Source organism: Agrobacterium sp. 16-2014-1-2a, assembly GCF_053522705.1.
This window is the reverse complement of sequence record NZ_JBNWBX010000004.1, coordinates 1-18651: the sequence shown is the minus strand read 5'-3', so window position 1 is coordinate 18651 and position 18651 is coordinate 1. Positions and strand designations below refer to the sequence as shown.

Here is an 18651-nt window from a genome sequence, read left to right as displayed (position 1 = left end):
GAAACGGCATGCTCCTAATGCCCCGTCTTCTCCGCAGCCGGCTCTTCCGCAGGCGCGCTCTCGGCCAGCTTCTCTTCCGCCGCCTGCGCGGTCGTAGTGCCTTTTCCGAAAATCAGTGATTTCAGATAGCTGATGCTGAAGATGCTGCTGCCATCGGCTTCCGGGGTCGAGGTCAGAAGTTCTTCGTCGGCTACGGGTTCGCCGTGGGCTTCCGCACCGGGTCCGCCCTCATGCGTTTGCGCCGGCGCAGCGTCGTGGCCGCCGCCGCCTTCGCCCTTGGTTTCGCCGTGTCCGCCCGCGCCTTTTGCGGCTTTTCCGCCGTGCCCTTCGGGTGCGGCGTCCGAAGCGGGGGTTGCGCAGTCGGCGGCATCGCTCAGGCTTGCGGCCATTGCTTCGGCATCTTCCAGCGGCAGATCGATGCGCAGCCCGTAAAACTGGCCGCTGCCGTTTGATGCACCATCGTAATAAAAGGCGGAATAACGCTGGGCATCGGCGCCTTCGGGAATTTTCGCCGGGTCGGCAATGAAGACCACCTGGGCCGCGATGGCGCGGCCGCGCATTTCCGAGCGCAATTGCGGGCCGTTTTTATCCAGCACGGAAACCTGGACCAGATCGGGCTTCTGTTTGTCGTAAACTGCCCTGGCGACACGCAGCGCCGTTTTCAACCGGTCCGTGCCGTTGCCGCCGTCAGTACGAATGAATTTGCGGACCCACAGGGAACCGTTCTTGCGGATGTTGACTGTCTGGACTGCGTCGCAGGAAAGCCCGTTGGCGGAGGCATAGGTGGACCCGAGCAGCCGCTCGCTGCCGATAAACACGGCAGCAGAACCGGTCGCACCCGCCAAAAGCAGGATCCCGCCTCCGATCATAACGAGTTTGCGCGAAAACCGCATTCGTCCGAATACAGCCTTCACGCGCAAAATCCTGACATTCAGTACCCCGCCTATCGCCCTCACCCCGGAACGTGGCTCGAAGGATGAGGAACACACGCGGGATAAGCTCGGGACCTCGTTGTCCGAGCCTTGCGATAGTGCCGCTTTCTCATTGAAAAAAGTTTAATCCCCCCGGCGCCGTGCGGGCAAAAGCGCACCATTTTCAGACATTTTTGAAATCCGCTAAATTGCGAATGATTTGCAATAGCGTTGACAAGTGTGTTTCCATGACGGATGGTGTTGCGAGTTGATCGCAACAAAAATCGGTGACAGACGTGAATCTTCATAAAATCCGCCATGCCCTTTTTGCTTTTTCGCTTTTCCTGCCTGCTGCGGCTGTCGCGCAGGAAAAACCGAAGGTGGTGACCACCTTCACGATCATTGCCGATATGGCGCGCAATGTGGCGGGCGATGCGGCAGAGGTTGAGAGCATCACCAAGCCAGGCGCTGAAATTCACAACTACCAGCCGACGCCTCGCGACATTCTCAAGGCCCGCAAGGCCGATCTGGTGCTGCGCAACGGCCTCAATCTGGAATTGTGGTTTGAGAAGTTTCTGGCCAATCTTTCAGGCGTGCCTGATGTGACTGTCAGCGACGGCATCGAACCGATGGCGATCAATGGCGGGGCGTATCAGGGGAAACCCAACCCGCACGCCTGGATGTCACCCGATAACGCCTTGATCTATGTGGAAAATATCCGCAAGGGACTCGCTGGAATAGATCCCGCCCACGCCGAGATTTACGCCGCCAATGCCAAGGCCTATTCCGACAAGATCCGTGCCACCGTGCAGCCCATCCGCGATGAGCTTTCCGCGCTTCCTGAGAACAAGCGATGGTTGGTAACGAGCGAAGGGGCGTTCTCCTATCTCGCCCGGGATTTCGGGCTGAAGGAACTGTTCCTGTGGCCGGTCAATGCCGACAGCCAGGGTACGCCGCAACAGGTGCGCGGCGTGATCGACGCCATGCGCGAACATAATATTCAGGTCATCTTCAGCGAAAGCACGGTTTCCGCCGATCCCGCCCGGCAGGTGGCCAAGGAAACCGGAGCGGCCTATGGCGGCATACTCTACGTGGATTCGCTGAGCGAGGCCGACGGCCCTGTTCCGACCTATCTCGACCTGCTGCGCGTGACGAGCAGCACCATCGCCAAAGGACTGTCTTCATGAGAATGGGCAGCAAAAAAAGCGGCGGCGGCCTGACGGTTCAAAATGCGACAGTGACCTATCGCAACGGCCACACCGCATTAAGAAATGCCAGCTTTTCCATTCCACGCGGTACGATCACTGCACTTGTCGGCGTCAACGGCGCCGGCAAGTCCACGATTTTCAAGGCAATCATGGGTTTTGTGCCGCTGGCCGCCGGTTCCGTCTCTATTTTCGACCTACCCGTGAAGGATGCACTCAGAAAAAACCTCGTCGCCTATGTGCCGCAAGCTGAAGAGGTGGACTGGAGTTTTCCCGTACTGGTTGAGGATGTGGTGATGATGGGCCGTTATGGCCACATGAACTTCTTCCGTATTCCGTCGAAACACGATCACGAGATGGTCGAGAGAGCGCTGACGCGCGTCAATATGCTTGATTATCGCAAGCGGCAGATCGGCGAGCTTTCCGGCGGACAGAAGAAGCGGGTGTTTCTGGCCCGCGCGCTGGCGCAGGAAGGTCAGGTTATCCTGCTGGATGAACCCTTCACCGGCGTCGACGTGACGACGGAAGAACAGATCGTCGCGCTGTTGAAGGCACTGCGTGAGGAGGGCCGCGTCATGCTGGTTTCCACCCATAATCTCGGTAGCGTACCGGAATTCTGCGATCGCGCCGTCTTCGTCAAGGGCACCGTTCTCGCGTCGGGCAAAACAGCGGACACCTTTAACGAAGAGAACCTGCAAAAAGCCTTTGGCGGCAGCTTGCGCCACTTCGTTCTCGGCGGGGCCGAACTGCATGATGATGCCGATCCGCGCCGGGTGAAGGTGATTACCGACGATGAGCGGCCTTTCGTGATCTACGGAAAGAACGGCCAGAACGGACACGATCCGCAGGCTCCGAAGGAAAAAGCCGATGATAAACAGCCTTCTTGAGCCTTTCACCTATGGCTACATGCTGAACGCCATCTGGGTCAGCGCACTTGTGGGCGGCGTCTGCGGCTTTCTTTCCGCTTATCTTATGCTAAAGGGCTGGTCGCTGATCGGCGACGCGCTCTCGCACGCCATCGTTCCCGGCGTTGCGGGCGCTTATATGCTGGGGCTGCCCTTTTCGCTCGGCGCCTTTCTTTCCGGCGGGCTTGCGGCTGGCTCGATGCTGTTCCTCAATCAGAAAACCCGGCTCAAGGAAGACGCAATCATCGGCCTGATCTTCACCTCGTTCTTCGGGCTGGGGCTGTTCATGGTGTCGCTGTCGCCCACCTCGATCAATATCCAGACCATCGTGCTTGGCAATATTCTGGCAATTACCACCGAAGACACGATCCAGCTTGCCCTGATCGGCGGCATCAGCCTCATCGTACTGGCGCTGAAATGGCGCGACTTCATGGTGGTGTTCTTCGATGAGAACCATGCGCGCACAGTGGGGCTGAAACCGGAAGTGCTGAAAGTGATCTTCTTCACCCTGCTTGCCGCCTCCACGGTTGCAGCCCTTCAAACCGTCGGCGCCTTCCTTGTCGTTGCCATGGTGGTGACCCCAGGCGCGACCGCCTATCTTCTGACCGACCGTTTCGAGCGGTTGATCCTGATGAGCCTTGTGATCGGCGCGACCACCAGCTTCGTCGGCGCTTATCTCAGCTACTTCCTCGACGGCGCCACCGGCGGCGTTATCGTCGTGTTGCAAACAGCGATCTTCCTTTCCGCTTTCGTGTTTGCACCCAAACACGGGCTGCTCGCTTCGCGCGCCAAAGCCCGCAAGGCACTGGGAGAAGCGCAATGAGCGAATATCTCGAACTCGCCATCCTGCCGTTTCAGCTGCCCTTCATGCAATATGCCTTCATCATCACCCTGATGATTGCCGTGCCGATGGCCATGCTCTCGTGTTTTCTGGTGCTGAAGGGCTGGTCGCTGATGGGGGACGCGGTTTCGCACGCCGTGCTGCCCGGCGTGGTGATTGCCTACATTGTCGGAATTCCCCTTTCCATCGGCGCCTTCACCGCCGGTATGATCTGCGCTCTCGGAACCGGTTTCATCAAGGAAAACAGCCGCATCAAGGAAGACACTGTGCTCGGCATCGTCTTTTCCGGCATGTTCGGGCTGGGGCTGGTGCTTTACGTGAAGGTGCAGAGCGACATGCATCTGGATCACATCCTCTTCGGCGACATGCTGGGCATTGCGCCTTCAGACATGCTGGAGACCGGGCTGATCGCGCTTTTTGCCACCCTGTTTCTCGGGGTGCTGCGCAAAGACCTGCTGGTCAATGCCTTCGATCCGCAGCATGCCAAGGCAATCGGCCTGCCCGTTCGCATCCTGCATTACGGTCTGCTGATGGTTTTGTCGCTTGCCGTGGTCGGCGCGCTGAAGGCTGTGGGTATCATCCTCTCCGTCGCAATGCTGGTCACCCCCGGCGCCATCGCCTTCCTGCTGGCGCGGCGCTTTTCCGCAATGCTCCTGGTCGCCATCTCGGTTGCGGTTCTCTCTTCGCTTGCAGGAATATGGCTAAGCTTCCTGATCGACAGCGCGCCAGCCCCGACCATTGTACTGTTCATGAGCCTGGCATTCGTCGCGACATTCATTCGCACCAGCCTCAAGGCCCGCCGGATCGACGCCGCCAATGAAACGGTGGTGTAAAAGAACGATTTTTGCGGGCGCGTGGAACATTTTCCCCTTTTGCGCGTCATTTTCATGAGCTTGCCCTCAAGCGGCAAACTCATGAAAATTAAGCGAAAGGGGAAGCTCCATGCTGAAATGGGCTCTTATTTTCTTTGTTATTTCGTTGATCGCGGGCGTATTCGGCTTTACCGGCATTTCGGCAGCGGCGTCGGGCATTGCCCGTATCCTGTTCTTCATCGCCGTCGTGATCTTCCTGGTCTTCCTCGTGCTTGCACTGATCGCTGGAAGCGTGGTGGCGTAATAAAAAAGGCGACCGGCTTTTGGGCCGGTCGCCTTCTCCTCTCTCCCGTATAGAATTATCAGCCTGTCCAGCCACCGTCGATCACATGGATCTGGCCAGTGGTGAAACCTGCCTCGTCCGAAGCGAGATAGGTGACGAGTGCGGCGATTTCTTCCGGCGTGGCAATGCGGCCCATAGGCTGGCGGGCAATGAAGTCGGCCAGGGCCTGTTCGTAATTGCCGGTGGCGCGCAGGCGGTCGTGCAAGGACGGGCTATCCACTGTGCCTGGGCAAATGGCGTTGCAGCGAATACCCTTGGTGACGAAATCAGCAGCAATTGCCTTGGTCAGACCGACAACCGCCGCCTTGGAGGCGGTGTAGGCGAAACGGTTCGGCACGCCCTTCACGCTGGATGCGACGGAGGACATGTTGACGATTGCGCCCTTACCCTTTTCCAGCATGCCTGGCAGGAAGGCGCGGCACGTGCGGTACATGGCCTTGGCATTGAGATCGAAGGAGAAATCCCAGTCCTTTTCCTCGCAATCGAGAATGGTGCCGGAATGAACGAAACCGGCGCAGTTGAACAGAACATCCGCATGGCCGATATCGGCAGCAAAAGCCTTCACACCATCGCCATCCAGCACGTTCAGAACCCGCGTTTCCGCACCTTTCAGGGTCGAGAGCGCCTGCTCGTTGATATCAGTGGCGATGACGCGCGCGCCGAGCGATATGAATCGCTCCGCCGTCGCACGGCCGATACCCTGGCCGGCTGCGGTGATCACCACTGTCCGCCCGTTAAAATCCTGCACCATGAATAGCCTCCCGCTACGGCGCACCCGCCCGCTGGGGCCGAGCCGCTGAATTTCGCCAGTGAATTTCATTGATCTCAAATATGGATCGACAATTCATATGTAAACGCGGTATTCATGTAACGTCAAGCAGGCTTGCGCAAAAGGGCAGCGTGCGGCAACGGTATTTAAAAAGTGCATTTCCCGCCAGGCAATCCTGCAAAACGCCACCGAGGCAAGATGACCGAAGACGACAGCGAAAGATATCGCGCCCCCGCCCTCGACAAGGGTCTGGACATTCTGGAGCTTCTCGCCCGCACGGATGGCGGGCTGACGCAAATCGAGATTGCCAAGGCCATAGGCAAAACCCCGAACGAGCTTTACCGCATGCTGGACCGGCTGGTGCGCCGTGGTTACGTACAGCGGCTGGAGGGTGACCGGTTTTCGCTGACGCTGAAAATGTTCGGGCTCGCACATTTTCACGCGCCGGTGCGCCGGCTGGTTTCTTTCGCAGCCCCGGTGATGCGCGATTTTTCCGCAAGCGCCGAGCAGGCCTGTCATCTGGCAGTTTACGACCGCGGCAGTGTTGTCGTCATCGCCCAACAGGAGTCCTCCACCTATTGGGCGATGTCCATGCGGGTGGGCGCGCAGATGAGCCTCTTCCAGACCGGTTCCGGCCATGTGCTGCTGGCCTTCCAGAACGAGGTACAGCGCAAGATAATGATCACAGAGCAGGTGCGCGGTGGCGGGGAAACCGAGCCTTCAGACCTTGAGGAGCGGCTGGCGGAAATTCGCAGGAATGGCTTCGAATCCATGGACAGCATGCAGACCGCAGGCGTGCGCAATATTTCCGCCCCGGTGCTTACACTTGATGGTACCGCACTTGCCGTCATCACCTGCCCCTATATCACCCCGCTTGGCGGCAAGGCCCCGACGCGCGAGGCCTGCGAGGTACTGATCCGCGATGCGGCAAGGCGCATTTCCGAAGTGGCGACGGGTCAGGGAACCATCTGAGAAGCACAAAAAAACGCGACCGGCAGGGACCGATCGCGTTTAAAGTGACTGGAGATTTCTGTATCTTAAACGCAAAGGGGATCGGGATGGTTCCCCTTTTTGTTATCAGGCGGCAGCCAGCGTCAGTTCCTTGCGGACCATTTCGCGCAGCGTTACCAGATCCTTGGCGAACAGACGGATGCCTTCCGAGAGCTTCTCGGTTGCCATCGCGTCTTCGTTCATTGCCCAGCGGAACGCCTTTTCATCGAGCGACTGCAGCGGCTCGGCCTTCACATTGTCGGGCGAAAGCTTGCGCTCCAGCGTGCCGGTGTCCTTGTCCAGCTCTTCCAGCAGCGCCGGGCTGATCGTCAGGCGGTCGCAACCGGCAAGCGCTTCGATCTCGCCGACATTACGGAACGATGCGCCCATGACGACGGTGCCGATGCCATTGGCCTTGTAATAATTGTAGATGCTGCGCACCGAAACGACGCCCGGATCGGTCTCGGCAGTGTAGGTCTCGCCGGTCGACTTCTTGTACCAGTCGAGGATGCGGCCGACGAAGGGCGAGATGAGGAAAGCTTTCGCTTCCGCGCAAGCGATGGCCTGTGCCTGCGAGAACAGCAGAGTCAGGTTGCAATCGATGCCCTCGGACTGCAGGACTTCCGCAGCCTTGATGCCTTCCCATGTGGAAGCCAGCTTGATGAGGATGCGTTCACGCTCGATACCGCGCTCCTTGTAGGAGGCGATGATGTGGCGTGCCTTGGTGATGGAGGCCTGTGTGTCGAAGGACAGGTCGGCATCGACTTCCGTCGATACGCGGCCGGGAACCAGACCTGCAAGGGCCGCACCAACGGAAATGGCAAGACGGTCGGCAACGGCCGCAACGACAGCATCAGACTGGCCGCCCTGTTTCTTGCCCCAGGCAACGGCTTCCTTCACCGCATCCGCAAAAGCGGGGGTGCCGAGCGCCTTCAGAACGATGGTGGGGTTGGTGGTGCAATCCACCGGCTTCAGGCGCGCAACCGCCTCGATGTCGCCGGTATCGGCAACCACCGTGGTGATAGCGCGAAGTTGTTCGAGTTTGGACGTCATGGCGAATGATCCTTCATGATCTCTTGTAAACTTGCACAGCCGTCTTTTCGTTCCCGCACCATGGTGCGCCCAAGGCCGAAATCACGGTTTTGTCCGGCTCCGACTATCGCAAGCGGCAAGGTCGAAAGTCAAGACATTTGCGCATCGCAATTGACATAAGTTTCATGCCTGCGATACTCCGCTCCATAAAGAGAGTGACAAAAACCGTGGCGAAACTGAGAAGAGAAACCCATACGGCCTATTCGGAAGCGGCTTCGCTGAGGCTGCGTGCCGCATGGCTCTACTATAATCAGGGTTTGACGCAGAAAGATGTCGCCGAGAAGCTCGGCATCAGCCGCTCCACCGTCATACGCCTACTGGACGAGGCGATGAAACGCTCCGAAGTGCAGATCTGGATCAACGAGGGCATCGAGGATTTCGTCGAACTGGCCGGCAGGCTGGAGGCAGCTTATGGGCTGGATGAGGCGGTGATCATTCCCTCCCCCGGCCCATCCCCCGGCAAGGCGAATGCCGAAGGCACGGCCAAGGCCGTTGGCCTGGCGCTCGGGCAATTCCTTTCCGAAGCGGTGCCGAACGACGCCACCATCGGCGTCGGCTGGGGCCGCACCATGACCGCCTCGCTATCCAGCTTTCGCCCGCCGCGCCGGGAAAACTGCAAGGTCGTCTCGCTGCTCGGCGGTATCGTCGCCGTGCACCAGACAAACCCGCTTGATTACACCTGGCGGCTGGCAAGCGCGCTTGGGGCGGAATGTTACATGTTCCTTGCACCGCTGCTGGTGGACTCCGTCGAGACCAAACGGGCGCTGATTGAGAAATGCGGACTTGCCACGCTTTATGATCTGGCCGAAACGCTCGACCTCGCCATCGTATCCTGCGGCGATATCGGCCCGCATTCCACTTCGCTTTCGGAAGGTTTCATTTCGAAGGAAACGCTTCAGGAACTCATCGATGCCGGCTGCGTCTGCGACACCATGTTCAACTTCATCGACGCGGAAGGCCGCTCCGTCGATCACCCGATCAACGAGCGCGCCATGGCGATCGATCTAGACACGCTGCGCAAGGCCAAACACATCGTGCTCGCCTCCGGCGGCGCCCACCGCGCCATCGCCATCCGCGCCACCATCAAGCGCATCGGGTGCAATACGCTGATTACAGACGAGGCGGCGGCAAGAGCATTGATGGAACTGGTTTAGGCCTCGACAGGCGACCCAGGCTGTTCCTCATTCATGCGCTTGTCACAGGGATGAGGGAGAGCTGCCTCACACCTTCCCCGTTTCCCATCCCAACATCGCCCGTTTGCGGGTAAGGCCCCAGTGATAACCCGTGAGCGCCCCGCTTTTTCCCACAGCGCGATGGCAAGGAACGACGAAGGAGACCGGGTTCGCGCCAACAGCTGCACCGACCGCACGAGAGGCAGTTGGCTGGCCGATATCGCAGGCGATGTGCGAATAGGTAACGGCGCGGCCCATGGGAATTTTCAGAAGGCTTTCCCATACCCGCACCTGAAAATCCGTGCCGAGCAGCACGACCCGCAATGGCCGGTCCGCCGACCACAGCGTCGGTTCGAAAATACGTGCGGCATAGGGCGCGGTGGCTTCACGATCCTCGACATAATCCGCATTCGGCCAGCGACCTGCCATGTCCTCGAAACAGGCTCTTTCCTCGCCGGGATCGGCGAAAGCGCAGCCGGCAAGGCCGCGATCGGTCACCATGACCAATGCAAGACCGAAGGGTGAAACATGGAAACCGTACCGGATCGTCAATCCACCGCCCTTAGCCTTCCATTCGCCTGGAGACATGGCCTCGTGGGTGACGAACAGATCGTGCAGGCGGCCGGGCCCAGACATGCCGACCTCGATCGAGGCTTCCAGCAGCGGCAGATCCTCTTCGCGCAACAACCTTTTGGCATGATCGAGCGTTACGGCCTGCAAAAACGCCTTGGGGGAAAGACCGGCCCAGCGGGTGAAGGTCTTCTGCAATTGCGTCGGCGACTGGCCGAGCCTTGCGGCAATGGCTTCAAGGGAGGGCTGGTCGCGATAATCCAGCGTCAAAAGCTCGATAACCCCGCGCACCGTATCGTAATCCGAACCGATGGGGGTGATGTCTTCATTCAGCATGATATTGGCGTTCATCGCATGTCTCCTAACGCCTCACAGAAAACCATCAAAGCGCGTCGGTCTCCACCCGTTTCTTGCGCCGTACTCAGTTTCTGCCGAGATACCGGCCTCGAGCCGATTGACGGGTTTTAAGCGGAATTATCCGCTCACATCCGCCGCACCGTCGCCAACGCACCGCCGAAAGCCTTGGCGAAGCTTTCCCGGTCATCCGGATTGAGAAACGAGCCGATATCCGTTGCCTTGCCTTCACCCGTTACATGCATGGAGACGATGCCGATTTCCTCGTGCCGCTGAACCCTGAAGCGGGCCCAGAAGGGGTTGAAACGATGCTCGACAACGCGGCCAGTCGGGGAGAATTTGCGGATAGACAGGCTGGTGCGCGAGACGCTCACCTCTTCCCGGGCCTTCGCTGCCCGGTAATTGGCGCGAAAGGCGACATAAAGCAGCAGAAAATCCAGCCCGAGGAACAGGCCGACGGGCCATGCGCCAGTGGTGAGGAAAAAGCCGCCATGGAGGAGGCAGGCAAGCCCGGACAAGGCGAGAAGCAGCCGGAAACCCCTTCTTCCGAGCGAACGGTGCGGAACGAGTTCCGCCGCAAAAATCGGCTGATCGTTGAGCGTATCCACGTTGATTTCCTCAGGGCGGGCTGGCTATAGATAGGTCATGACAGTCGCCAAAAAACGATCCAGCACCCAAACATTGAAAAAGTCAAATGCGACATCCGCCCGCAGACCGGCGCGTGTGAAGACGATCTATTCGAAGGACGAGTTGAACGAGATCTTCCGCCGTTTCTCCATTCAGCGGCCGGAGCCGAAAGGCGAGTTGGAACATACCAACCCCTTTACCCTGCTGGTGGCCGTGGCGCTTTCGGCGCAGGCGACCGATGTGGGCGTAAACCGGGCGACGCGGGCGCTGTTCAAGGTGGCCGATACGCCGGAAAAAATGCTGGCACTTGGCGAGGAGGAGCTGATCGGCCATATCAAGACCATCGGGCTTTACCGCAACAAGGCCAAGAACGTTATCGCTTTGTCACAGATGCTGATCGACAATTTCGGCGGTGAGGTGCCGAGGACGCGCGAGGAGCTGGTGACCCTGCCCGGCGTCGGCCGCAAGACGGCCAATGTGGTGATGTCGATGGCCTTCGGCGTGCCTACACTCGCCGTGGACACCCATGTTTTTCGTATTGCCAACCGGCTCTGTCTCGCGCCGGGGAAAACCCCGGATGAAGTGGAAGACCGGCTCGTCCGCATCATTCCCGAAGAATATCTGTTCCATGCCCATCACTGGCTGATCCTGCACGGGCGTTATTGCTGCAAGGCGCGCAAACCGGAATGCGAGCGCTGCGTGATTGCCGATATCTGCAAATCACCGGAAAAGACCTTCGATATTCCAGCTCCGCTGGTGGAACTACCCGCGCAATTGTTCGGTGCGGCCAGCGGCGAATGACGGATCGCGCCGGCTGGCGGCCTTGTGCAGATGCACCATCATCGAAGCCGCAAAAAGCGGCGTCAGAAGGTTGAGGAAGGGGATTGCAAGGAACGCTGCAATCACCAGCCCGGCCATGAACACGGTTGTGCGGTGTTTCAGCCGGAACAGCCGCGCGTCAGCGGGGGAACGGAAACGCATGGCCGCAAATTCGAAGAACTCCCGGCCCAGCAGATAACCGTTCACCAGAAAAAAGGCGATGAGGTTGACGCCCGGCACCAGCAGCAACAAAAGCGCAATCAGGTTGCCGGCAATGACGACGCCAAAGAACTTGATCGATGACACCACGGCCTCACCGATGGGCATCGCCTTGCCCGGCGGATCATCGGGATAGGTCTTTTTCTCCACGACTTCGGCGACATCGTCGAGAAACAATCCGGCAATAACGGCAGTGACCGGCGAGATCAGCAAGGCCAACGCCAAAGCCAGCCCGATTCCGGCGAAAATGGCGAAAACGAAAGTCAGCCATCCCGCCCAGTCAGGCACGCTGGGGATCAGCGTATCCACCCACGGCAAGGCGAAATAGATGAAGACAGAGCGGATGGCGAACCACAGCGCTGCCAGCACCAGAAGCGTCAGCCCCAGAACCTTCCAGAACACCGACCGGGTCTCGGTGGCAAAAAGATTGCTGAAGGCAAGCCTCGCCGCATTAAAAATCATTCGGAACTCCTGTGACGCCTCTCGCGTTTTAAACTGGCGTTCAGGAGAGATAGGCGCCGCCCATCCGCTCCGCAAGACAGGAATGAAGACGTCGCTGTTGGGAATTAAACCGCTGATGGAATTTCCCTTGAATAAAAGACGTCTCTAAAATATAATAATCTATCTATTAGAATTCGCATTCCGGTCCGGTGGAGGACAAGGCCGGAAAAGCTCGCCCCCACCGACAAGTCGCGGTTCGCACGCTCGCCCGGGCGCGCGGATGCATCATCGTTCATAAATATAAAAGAATGAGGCGTTGGTGGAACAGCTACTGTTGAATCTGACCCGTGCCATGAAGGCCGGTACGCCTTCAGAGCGCAAGATCGCCAAATATCTGATCGAGCATCTGGACGAATTGCCGTTTGAGACGGCGCAGACGCTGGCTGCCAAGCTCAGTCTCAGTCCGATGACGGTTGGACGTTTTCTGCGCTCGCTCGGATACCGGCAATTCAGCGATATTCGCATCGATCTGCGCCACGCCGAAGAGACCGCGGGCGTGGACCAGCCCGCTATTGTTGAAAGCGGCGATCAGAAGTCCAATCCGTTTTCGCAACTCCTTTCCCAACAGATCCAGGCCATTCAGGCTGCTTTCGAAATGACGGACCAGCCGATATGGCGCGTCGCCATGAGCGAGATCGCTTCGGCGGCAGATGTTTTTCTGGCAACGTCACCGGAAGGCCTTGGCACCGGAAGGCACTTTCACGGGCGGTTGCTGGAGTATCGCAGACGCGTGCACTTCCTCGGCAGCGACAGCGCCGCCTATATCGCCCTTTGGGACTTCGATCCCGCAGAAGCGCTTCTCATCCTCATGGATTGCGGCGGCAGCATCACGCCCTTGCAGAGCCTTTCTGCGACGGCGCGAAAGAGCGGCTACAGAACCCTGTTGATCACCACCCGGTTCTATGAATGGGGACCGGAAAGCGCCGATATCTGTCTTGCCATGCCGCACACCCAGACCGGCGGACAAGGCCTGCTGCAGCTCGTTGCGCTGATGGAATTCACCCTCTGCAGCCTGATTGCCGGAGCCGACGAGCAGCGCACGGCACGCATGAAAAACCTAACCGGCCTGAAACGCTCGCTTGGCATCTGACCCTCGGCGGGAGGAAACGGATCGCGCCCGTCCGCCACGACCTTACCTGCCGTTGTAGGCAAAGATCAGAGGCTTTCCAGCTCCTGGCGATGGCGGTGCATGGCGAGAAAACGGCGATAATCCCGCTCGTAAAGCGGTGTGAGCGCCGGATTGCCTGGGATTTCCATATTGCCCGGATACATGGCGGCACCCGCCGCTGCAAGGCCCGCATGCACACCGCCGGCGGCTGCCGCCGTCATTGCCGTGCCGAGAAGAACGGCGTCGGCTGTGGCAGGCACGACGATGCGCTTGCCGGTCACATCAGCGTAAAGCTCCATCAACAGCGGGTTCTTCACATGGCCGCCGGTAACGTGCAGGCTTTCGACGGCATAACCGAAACGCTCCATCGCATCGAGCACATGGCGCGCGCCAAGCGCAATCGCCACGGCAGTGCGCCAGTAGAGCCGGCAGAGACTGTCGAAGGATGTATCGAGCGTCAGCCCGCTGATGACGCCCACCGCATGCGGATCGGCGAGCGGTGAGCGGTTGCCGTGGAAATCCGGCAGTACATGCAGCCGTTCGGCAAAGGCCGCGCCCTCGAGCGCGCGCAATTCGGTAACCCGCGCAACGATGCGGGCGTGCAGCGCCGTATCCGGCTCTCCGCCCGCCGCGTGCATGCGCACGATATGATCGAGCAGCGCGCCGGTGGCAGATTGCCCGCCCTCCACCAGCCAGTGGCCGGGCAGCACCGCCTGCCAATAGGGACCCCACAGGCTGTGGCCTGGCATCTGCCGCTCGGACATGGCGACAAGGCAGCTGGAGGTGCCGGCGATCAGCGCCACATGTTTACCCACATCATCAGAAAGGCATCCGCCAAGCGCACCCAGGGTGCCAGCGTAAGCATCGATCATGCCCGCCGCCACCTGACAGCCGGTGTCAAGGCCTAGTTCGGCGGCAGCCTCGGGCGAAAGCGGGCCGATGGCTGTGCCCGGCATCACGGTCGTTTCGGGCAGGCCTGCCCGCTGTTTCAGATCGCCAAGCCCGGCAAGATTGAGATAATCCGCCTGCCAGCCGGGATTTTCCTGCGCCAGAAAATTCCACTTCGCCGTCTGCGTGCAATTTGAACGCTTGGTGGAACCGGTTGCCTTCCATGTCAGAAAATCCGCCAGATCGAAGGCGAAAGACATGCGCGCCCAGCTTGCCGGCAAATTCGCCTTCAGCCACATCAGCTTCGGCATCTGCATTTCCGGTGACACGCTTTTGCCGGCGAAATCCAGCACGCGGTGGCCGGATGCCGTCAGCCGGTCGGCCTCGCCGATTGCCCGATGGTCCAGCCAGACGATGGTGTCGAACCGGTCTTTGCCCGTGACGGAGACAGAAACCGGTTCCCCACGCTCATCACGGATAACGAGCGAGCAAGTGGCATCAAAACCAATGGCGGCTATGCTGTCCGGTAACACACCCGCATCGGCAATCGCTGCTCTCACCGCAAGGCAGACGGCGTTCCATATATCGGTGGAATCGTGTTCGGCGTGGTTTTCCTGCGGCCTTTGCATCAGGATGGGATGGGTTGAGCGGGCGAGAAGCCTGCCGGTCGGGTCGAAAATCCCGGCGCGGGCGCTCGCCGTTCCGACATCGACAGCGACGAGATTTTGACGCATCAAGACTTCAGTTCCATCCCTTGCGTAACGACCTCCGGGCGGTGGCAGGCACGGTTTCCTTCAGCCTGCGTCACGTTCCACCTGGCTGTCAAAACCGCCCTTCCCCATATAATCGCCGACAAGTTGAACCAAATCTTCCATGGCGTCAAACGTGGCATTGGCCCCGAGCTCCGCGATCTTTTCGCGAAATGCCGGAAACCGCGCATGCGAGCCGCCGGTGAAGGCAAAAACCGCCATGCCGGCTGCCTTCGCCGCCGCAATGCCCGCCGGGCTGTCCTCGATCACGATGCACTGACGCGGATCAGTGCCCATCTGCCTCGCCGCATGCAGGAAAAGGTCGGGTGCCGGCTTGCCGTTCTTCACCATGGTGGCGCTGAAAACATGCGGCTCAAATTTATCGATGAGGCCGGTCAGCCCCAGCGAGTAACGGATGCGTTCCGGTTGACTTGAGGAGGCAACGCAGCGTTTGAAGGCCACCAGCCTGTCCAGCGTTTCGGCAATGCCGTCGATGGGACGCAACTCGGTGCGGAAACGCTCAAACAGCGTCGCGCGCATATGCTCGAGAAAATCGATGTCGGTCTCGATACCGTATTCCTCAAACAAAGTCGTCGTCATGCTGGCAACGCTGCGACCGAGAAAGCGGTTGTAGGCCTCTTCCTCCCCCATCTCCACGCCAAGATGGGAAAGCATGTCGAGAAGAACCGAGATGGAGACCGGCTCGCTGTCGACCAGAACGCCGTCGCAGTCGAAAATCAGAAGAGGTCCGGTCCCGTCTCGCATCTCACGTCACTTTTCAGCCAGCTTGTCATCCAGATAAAGCTGCAAGGTCTTCGCCGTGCCTTCGTGCCACAGTGTCGTCAATGCATGAGAGAAGCGTTTACGGAAAAGCTCCGATTCGGCAACCTCCCCGAAGATATCGTCAAGCGAAAGGAAGGCCATCGGGTCGTCCTTGGCCTTTGTGGCTGCCGCCTGTAGCCGCTCGGCGCTGGCGTCGTTGAAGGTGATTTGCCTGCCGCTGTCGGAGGTGCCGTAGAAATAACGGCACCACAGTGCTGAAACCAGTGACAGACCGACGATATCTTCACCGCGCGCCAGACGGTCGGCGGTGGAGGGCAGGATGAATTTCGGCTGGCGGTTGGAGCCATCCTGCGCGAGGCGCGGAATGGTATCGCCGATTTTCGGGTTGAGGAAACGCCGTTCGATCAGGCCGAAATATTCGCCAAGATCGGTATCGGGTACTGGCGGAATGACCGGGATGATCTCTTCCTTTTCGAGCTTTGCCAGAAACGCCCGGATCAGTGGATGCTCCATCGCCTCATGCACGAAATGGATGTCGAGCAGCGCTGCCGGATAGGCGATCGCCGCATGGCCGCCATTGAGGATGCGGATCTTCATATGCTCGTAAGGCGCAACATCCTTGACGAACTGAACGCCTGCCTTTTCGAGCGCCGGTCGGCCCGCCGGGAAATTATCCTCCATCACCCATTGCTTGAACTCTTCGCAGAAGACCGGCCAATTGTCCTCGATGCCGAAATCGTCACGGGCGATATTGCGTTCGCGCTCTCCCGTGGCGGGGGTGATGCGGTCGACCATCGAATTGGGGAAAGCGACGTTGTCGCCGATCCAGTTGGCGAAGGCCGGATCGAACAAGGCGGCGAGACCGACCACCGCGTTTTTGGTGACCTTGCCATTATGGGGAATGTTGTCGCAGGACATGACGGTGAAGGGTGGAAGCCCCTTGTCGCGCCGCGCCTTCAGCCCGGCAACGATAAGGCCGAACACGGTTTTCGGGGAAGACGGGTTCCTGCCATCCTCGGCAATCGCGGGATGCTGGGGATTGAAGGAGCCGGAAGCATCGATGAAATAACCGCCTTCGGTAATCGTCATCGAAACAACTCGGATTTTCGGATCTGCGAGCGTGTCGATAATGCCTTGGGTATCGCCAACCTTCAGAATGTCGATCATTGGCCCGGTGACGCGCGCACCGGTGCGATTATTGTCCTGCTCCACCACCGTGGTCAGGAAATCCTGCGCGGCAAGTTTTTCGCGCATTACCGCGTCCGATGGCAGTACACCCGCACCAATGATGGCGAAGTCGTGGTCCGCGCCGGTGTTGAACAGGTCGTCCAGATAGACCGCCTGATGGGCGCGATGGAAATTGCCGACGCCGAAATGCACGATTCCGGCGGAAAGATCGGCCCGGGAATAGGACGGAATCGCCGCGGTTTTTTTGGCTTCATCAAGCGTGGCGAGGGAGAGTTTGCATGTCATGTCACGATCCTCGAAGGGGAAACGTTGTTTGTGCCAGGACCGGATGACAGATACCCGGCACGCAGCGCGGATTTGCCTTCCGGTCTTCACGTCATATCGCGATGCCCTTGTCATCGAACCTGTGGATTTTGGCATCATCTGGTGTGATGAAGACGGTATCGCCGTGTTTGCATTCGAACTCGCCGTCGGTTCTGGCGGTGATGGGGCCGATGCCGGGGACGTCGAGGTGGAGGAAGGTGTCGGAGCCGAGATGCTCGGCAACCGTGACCTTGCCCTGCCACAGGCCGGTTTCTTTCGACAGCGTCAGGTGCTCGGGCCGCACGCCGGCGGTGGTCGCACCCTTTTGCCGGGCGTAATCGCCGGTCACCAGGTTCATGCGCGGCGAGCCGATGAAGCCAGCGACGAAGAGGTTGGCGGGCGAGCGGTAAAGCTCCATCGGCGAGCCGACCTGCTCGATATTGCCGCGGTTGAGGACCACGATCTTGTCGGCCATGGTCATGGCCTCCACCTGGTCGTGGGTGACGTAGATCATCGTCGTCTTCAGCGTGTTGTGCAGCTCGGAGATTTCCAGCCGCATGGTACCGCGCAGCGCCGCATCGAGGTTGGAGAGCGGCTCGTCAAACAGGAACGCCTTCGGTTCGCGCACGATGGCGCGGCCGATGGCCACGCGCTGGCGCTGGCCGCCGGACAGTTGCGAGGGCCGGCGTTCGAGATAATCGGTGAGGTTGAGGATGCGGGCGGCATCGTCGACCTTCTTGTCGATGACGGCCTTGTCAAGCTTGGCCATCTTCAGCGGGAAGGCGATGTTGTTGCGCACGCTCATATGCGGATAGAGCGCATAGGACTGGAACACCATGGCAAGGCCGCGCTCGGCCGGGGCCTTTTCGGTGGCGTCGTTGCCGTCGATGACTATTCTGCCGCCGGAGACGTCTTCCAGCCCGGCAATCAGGCGTAGCAGCGTTGACTTGCCGCAGCCGGACGGGCCGACGAAGACGACGAACTCGCCGTCATGGATGTCGAGATCGATCGACGGGATGACTTTTGCCTCGCCGAAGAGCTTGGACACGTTCTGAAGGGAAATGCTGCCCATTATTGTCGTTCCTTATTTCACGGCGCCAAAGGTGAGGCCACGCACGAGTTGTTTCTGCGAGAACCAGCCGATGACGAGAATGGGGGCGATCGCCATCATCGAGGCGGCCGAGAGCTTGGCCCAGAACAGCCCCTGCGGTGAGGAGAAGGAGGCGATGAAGGCCGTCAGCGGTGCCGCATTGGTGGTCGTCAGCCGGATGGTCCAGAAGGATTCGTTCCAGGCAAGAATGACGTTCAGGAGCAGCGTCGAGGCAATGCCCGGAACCGCCATTGGGGTCAGTACATGCACGATCTCGTTCCAGAGCGAGGCACCATCCATGCGCGCTGCCTCGAGGATCTCGCCGGGGATTTCGCGGAAGTAGGTATAAAGCATCCACACCACGATCGGCAGGTTGATGAAGGTGAGCATGACGGTCAGCCCAATGCGGGTA

The 18651-nt window shown here is 59.5% G+C and carries 20 protein-coding genes; 9 read left to right on the top strand and 11 right to left on the bottom strand.

What is annotated here, in order from left to right:
* Positions 1 to 14: 14 nt before the first annotated feature.
* Entirely contained in the window at positions 15 to 893 is an 879-nt protein-coding gene (locus tag ACQZ45_RS14310) for a hypothetical protein (protein ID WP_448742369.1), read from the bottom strand.
* 314 nt (positions 894 to 1207) lie between these two features.
* Here ACQZ45_RS14310 and ACQZ45_RS14305 point away from each other — a divergent pair, with 314 nt between their 5' ends.
* From ACQZ45_RS14305 to ACQZ45_RS14285, 5 genes are all read left to right on the top strand, one after another.
* Positions 1208 to 2098: a metal ABC transporter substrate-binding protein gene (locus tag ACQZ45_RS14305; RefSeq protein WP_013762318.1), complete on the top strand. Its 891-nt coding sequence runs from the start codon at positions 1208 to 1210 to the stop codon at positions 2096 to 2098.
* Positions 2095 to 3003: a manganese/iron ABC transporter ATP-binding protein gene (locus ACQZ45_RS14300; protein ID WP_162694205.1), complete on the top strand. Its 909-nt coding sequence runs from the start codon at positions 2095 to 2097 to the stop codon at positions 3001 to 3003. The genes ACQZ45_RS14305 and ACQZ45_RS14300 overlap by 4 nt, the downstream gene beginning before the upstream one ends.
* On the top strand, positions 2984 to 3844 hold the full coding sequence (locus ACQZ45_RS14295; RefSeq protein WP_003516197.1) for a metal ABC transporter permease: 861 nt from the start codon (positions 2984 to 2986) through the stop codon (positions 3842 to 3844). Before ACQZ45_RS14300 ends, ACQZ45_RS14295 begins: the two co-directional genes overlap by 20 nt.
* Positions 3841 to 4695, top strand: coding sequence for a metal ABC transporter permease (locus ACQZ45_RS14290; protein ID WP_065688481.1), 855 nt, complete (start codon positions 3841 to 3843; stop codon positions 4693 to 4695). Before ACQZ45_RS14295 ends, ACQZ45_RS14290 begins: the two co-directional genes overlap by 4 nt.
* A 109-nt stretch (positions 4696 to 4804) precedes the next feature.
* The gene (locus ACQZ45_RS14285; protein ID WP_003516193.1) at positions 4805 to 4978 is read left to right on the top strand and encodes a DUF1328 domain-containing protein; all 174 of its coding nucleotides are present in this window, start codon (positions 4805 to 4807) and stop codon (positions 4976 to 4978) included.
* Positions 4979 to 5036: 58 nt separating this feature from the next.
* On the opposite strand, the gene ACQZ45_RS14280 is transcribed toward ACQZ45_RS14285, so the two are convergent.
* Positions 5037 to 5768 carry an SDR family oxidoreductase gene (locus tag ACQZ45_RS14280; RefSeq protein ID WP_013762314.1) on the bottom strand — a complete coding sequence of 244 codons (732 nt, stop codon included), beginning with the start codon at positions 5766 to 5768 and terminating at the stop codon, positions 5037 to 5039.
* 216 nt (positions 5769 to 5984) lie between these two features.
* On the opposite strand from ACQZ45_RS14280, the gene ACQZ45_RS14275 reads away from it, so the two are divergent.
* Entirely contained in the window at positions 5985 to 6758 is a 774-nt protein-coding gene (locus ACQZ45_RS14275) for an IclR family transcriptional regulator (protein WP_111799903.1), read from the top strand.
* 105 nt (positions 6759 to 6863) lie between these two features.
* On the opposite strand, the gene tal is transcribed toward ACQZ45_RS14275, so the two are convergent.
* On the bottom strand, positions 6864 to 7829 hold the full coding sequence (gene tal, locus ACQZ45_RS14270; RefSeq protein WP_013762313.1) for a transaldolase: 966 nt from the start codon (positions 7827 to 7829) through the stop codon (positions 6864 to 6866).
* A gap of 206 nt (positions 7830 to 8035) precedes the next feature.
* Here tal and ACQZ45_RS14265 point away from each other — a divergent pair, with 206 nt between their 5' ends.
* Positions 8036 to 9022 (top strand): sugar-binding transcriptional regulator, encoded by a 987-nt coding sequence (locus ACQZ45_RS14265; RefSeq protein WP_003516185.1) that lies wholly within the window; start codon positions 8036 to 8038, stop codon positions 9020 to 9022.
* A 66-nt stretch (positions 9023 to 9088) separates the two neighbouring features.
* Here the strand turns inward: ACQZ45_RS14265 and ACQZ45_RS14260 are convergent, their stop codons facing one another.
* Together ACQZ45_RS14260 and ACQZ45_RS14255 are read right to left on the bottom strand one after the other, a co-directional pair.
* Entirely contained in the window at positions 9089 to 9961 is an 873-nt protein-coding gene (locus tag ACQZ45_RS14260; protein ID WP_333704643.1) for a bifunctional helix-turn-helix domain-containing protein/methylated-DNA--[protein]-cysteine S-methyltransferase, read from the bottom strand.
* A gap of 131 nt (positions 9962 to 10092) precedes the next feature.
* Positions 10093 to 10572, bottom strand: coding sequence for a DUF2244 domain-containing protein (locus ACQZ45_RS14255; RefSeq protein WP_003516181.1), 480 nt, complete (start codon positions 10570 to 10572; stop codon positions 10093 to 10095).
* Positions 10573 to 10609: 37 nt separating this feature from the next.
* Between ACQZ45_RS14255 and nth the strand changes: the two genes are divergently transcribed.
* Entirely contained in the window at positions 10610 to 11392 is a 783-nt protein-coding gene (gene nth / locus ACQZ45_RS14250; protein WP_003516179.1) for an endonuclease III, read from the top strand.
* Here nth and ACQZ45_RS14245 read toward each other — a convergent pair.
* Positions 11354 to 12091 (bottom strand): sulfate transporter family protein, encoded by a 738-nt coding sequence (locus ACQZ45_RS14245; protein ID WP_333704641.1) that lies wholly within the window; start codon positions 12089 to 12091, stop codon positions 11354 to 11356. The genes nth and ACQZ45_RS14245 overlap by 39 nt on opposite strands.
* A gap of 295 nt (positions 12092 to 12386) precedes the next feature.
* Here ACQZ45_RS14245 and ACQZ45_RS14240 point away from each other — a divergent pair, with 295 nt between their 5' ends.
* A complete protein-coding gene (locus tag ACQZ45_RS14240) occupies positions 12387 to 13220 on the top strand; it encodes a MurR/RpiR family transcriptional regulator (protein ID WP_025595058.1) in 834 nt (277 codons plus the stop codon).
* 65 nt (positions 13221 to 13285) lie between these two features.
* Here the strand turns inward: ACQZ45_RS14240 and ACQZ45_RS14235 are convergent, their stop codons facing one another.
* From ACQZ45_RS14235 to ACQZ45_RS14215, 5 genes are all read right to left on the bottom strand, one after another.
* The gene (locus ACQZ45_RS14235) at positions 13286 to 14860 is read right to left on the bottom strand and encodes an FGGY-family carbohydrate kinase (protein ID WP_448742303.1); all 1575 of its coding nucleotides are present in this window, start codon (positions 14858 to 14860) and stop codon (positions 13286 to 13288) included.
* Between the two features lie 60 nt (positions 14861 to 14920).
* Complete coding sequence (locus ACQZ45_RS14230) at positions 14921 to 15640, bottom strand: HAD family hydrolase (protein ID WP_003516170.1); 720 nt, start codon at positions 15638 to 15640, stop codon at positions 14921 to 14923.
* A gap of 6 nt (positions 15641 to 15646) precedes the next feature.
* Positions 15647 to 17131: a mannitol dehydrogenase family protein gene (locus tag ACQZ45_RS14225; protein WP_112191688.1), complete on the bottom strand. Its 1485-nt coding sequence runs from the start codon at positions 17129 to 17131 to the stop codon at positions 15647 to 15649.
* A gap of 91 nt (positions 17132 to 17222) precedes the next feature.
* Positions 17223 to 18221 (bottom strand): ABC transporter ATP-binding protein, encoded by a 999-nt coding sequence (locus tag ACQZ45_RS14220; protein WP_013761442.1) that lies wholly within the window; start codon positions 18219 to 18221, stop codon positions 17223 to 17225.
* A 12-nt stretch (positions 18222 to 18233) separates the two neighbouring features.
* On the bottom strand, positions 18234 to 18651 hold a 418-nt coding region (locus tag ACQZ45_RS14215), incomplete at its 5' end, for a carbohydrate ABC transporter permease (RefSeq protein WP_448742302.1).

Coding starts and splice junctions, on each gene's coding strand:
- ACQZ45_RS14225 (WP_112191688.1), bottom strand. CDS start 17,131: ATGACATGCAAACTCTCCCTCGCCACGCTTGATGAAGCCAAAAAAACC.
- ACQZ45_RS14280 (WP_013762314.1), bottom strand. CDS start 5,768: ATGGTGCAGGATTTTAACGGGCGGACAGTGGTGATCACCGCAGCCGGC.
- ACQZ45_RS14230 (WP_003516170.1), bottom strand. CDS start 15,640: ATGCGAGACGGGACCGGACCTCTTCTGATTTTCGACTGCGACGGCGTT.
- ACQZ45_RS14300 (WP_162694205.1), top strand. CDS start 2,095: ATGAGAATGGGCAGCAAAAAAAGCGGCGGCGGCCTGACGGTTCAAAAT.
- ACQZ45_RS14290 (WP_065688481.1), top strand. CDS start 3,841: ATGAGCGAATATCTCGAACTCGCCATCCTGCCGTTTCAGCTGCCCTTC.
- ACQZ45_RS14260 (WP_333704643.1), bottom strand. CDS start 9,961: ATGAACGCCAATATCATGCTGAATGAAGACATCACCCCCATCGGTTCG.
- ACQZ45_RS14275 (WP_111799903.1), top strand. CDS start 5,985: ATGACCGAAGACGACAGCGAAAGATATCGCGCCCCCGCCCTCGACAAG.
- ACQZ45_RS14245 (WP_333704641.1), bottom strand. CDS start 12,091: ATGATTTTTAATGCGGCGAGGCTTGCCTTCAGCAATCTTTTTGCCACC.
- ACQZ45_RS14285 (WP_003516193.1), top strand. CDS start 4,805: ATGCTGAAATGGGCTCTTATTTTCTTTGTTATTTCGTTGATCGCGGGC.
- tal (WP_013762313.1), bottom strand. CDS start 7,829: ATGACGTCCAAACTCGAACAACTTCGCGCTATCACCACGGTGGTTGCC.
- ACQZ45_RS14235 (WP_448742303.1), bottom strand. CDS start 14,860: ATGCGTCAAAATCTCGTCGCTGTCGATGTCGGAACGGCGAGCGCCCGC.
- ACQZ45_RS14310 (WP_448742369.1), bottom strand. CDS start 893: ATGCGGTTTTCGCGCAAACTCGTTATGATCGGAGGCGGGATCCTGCTT.
- nth (WP_003516179.1), top strand. CDS start 10,610: ATGACAGTCGCCAAAAAACGATCCAGCACCCAAACATTGAAAAAGTCA.
- ACQZ45_RS14220 (WP_013761442.1), bottom strand. CDS start 18,221: ATGGGCAGCATTTCCCTTCAGAACGTGTCCAAGCTCTTCGGCGAGGCA.
- ACQZ45_RS14295 (WP_003516197.1), top strand. CDS start 2,984: ATGATAAACAGCCTTCTTGAGCCTTTCACCTATGGCTACATGCTGAAC.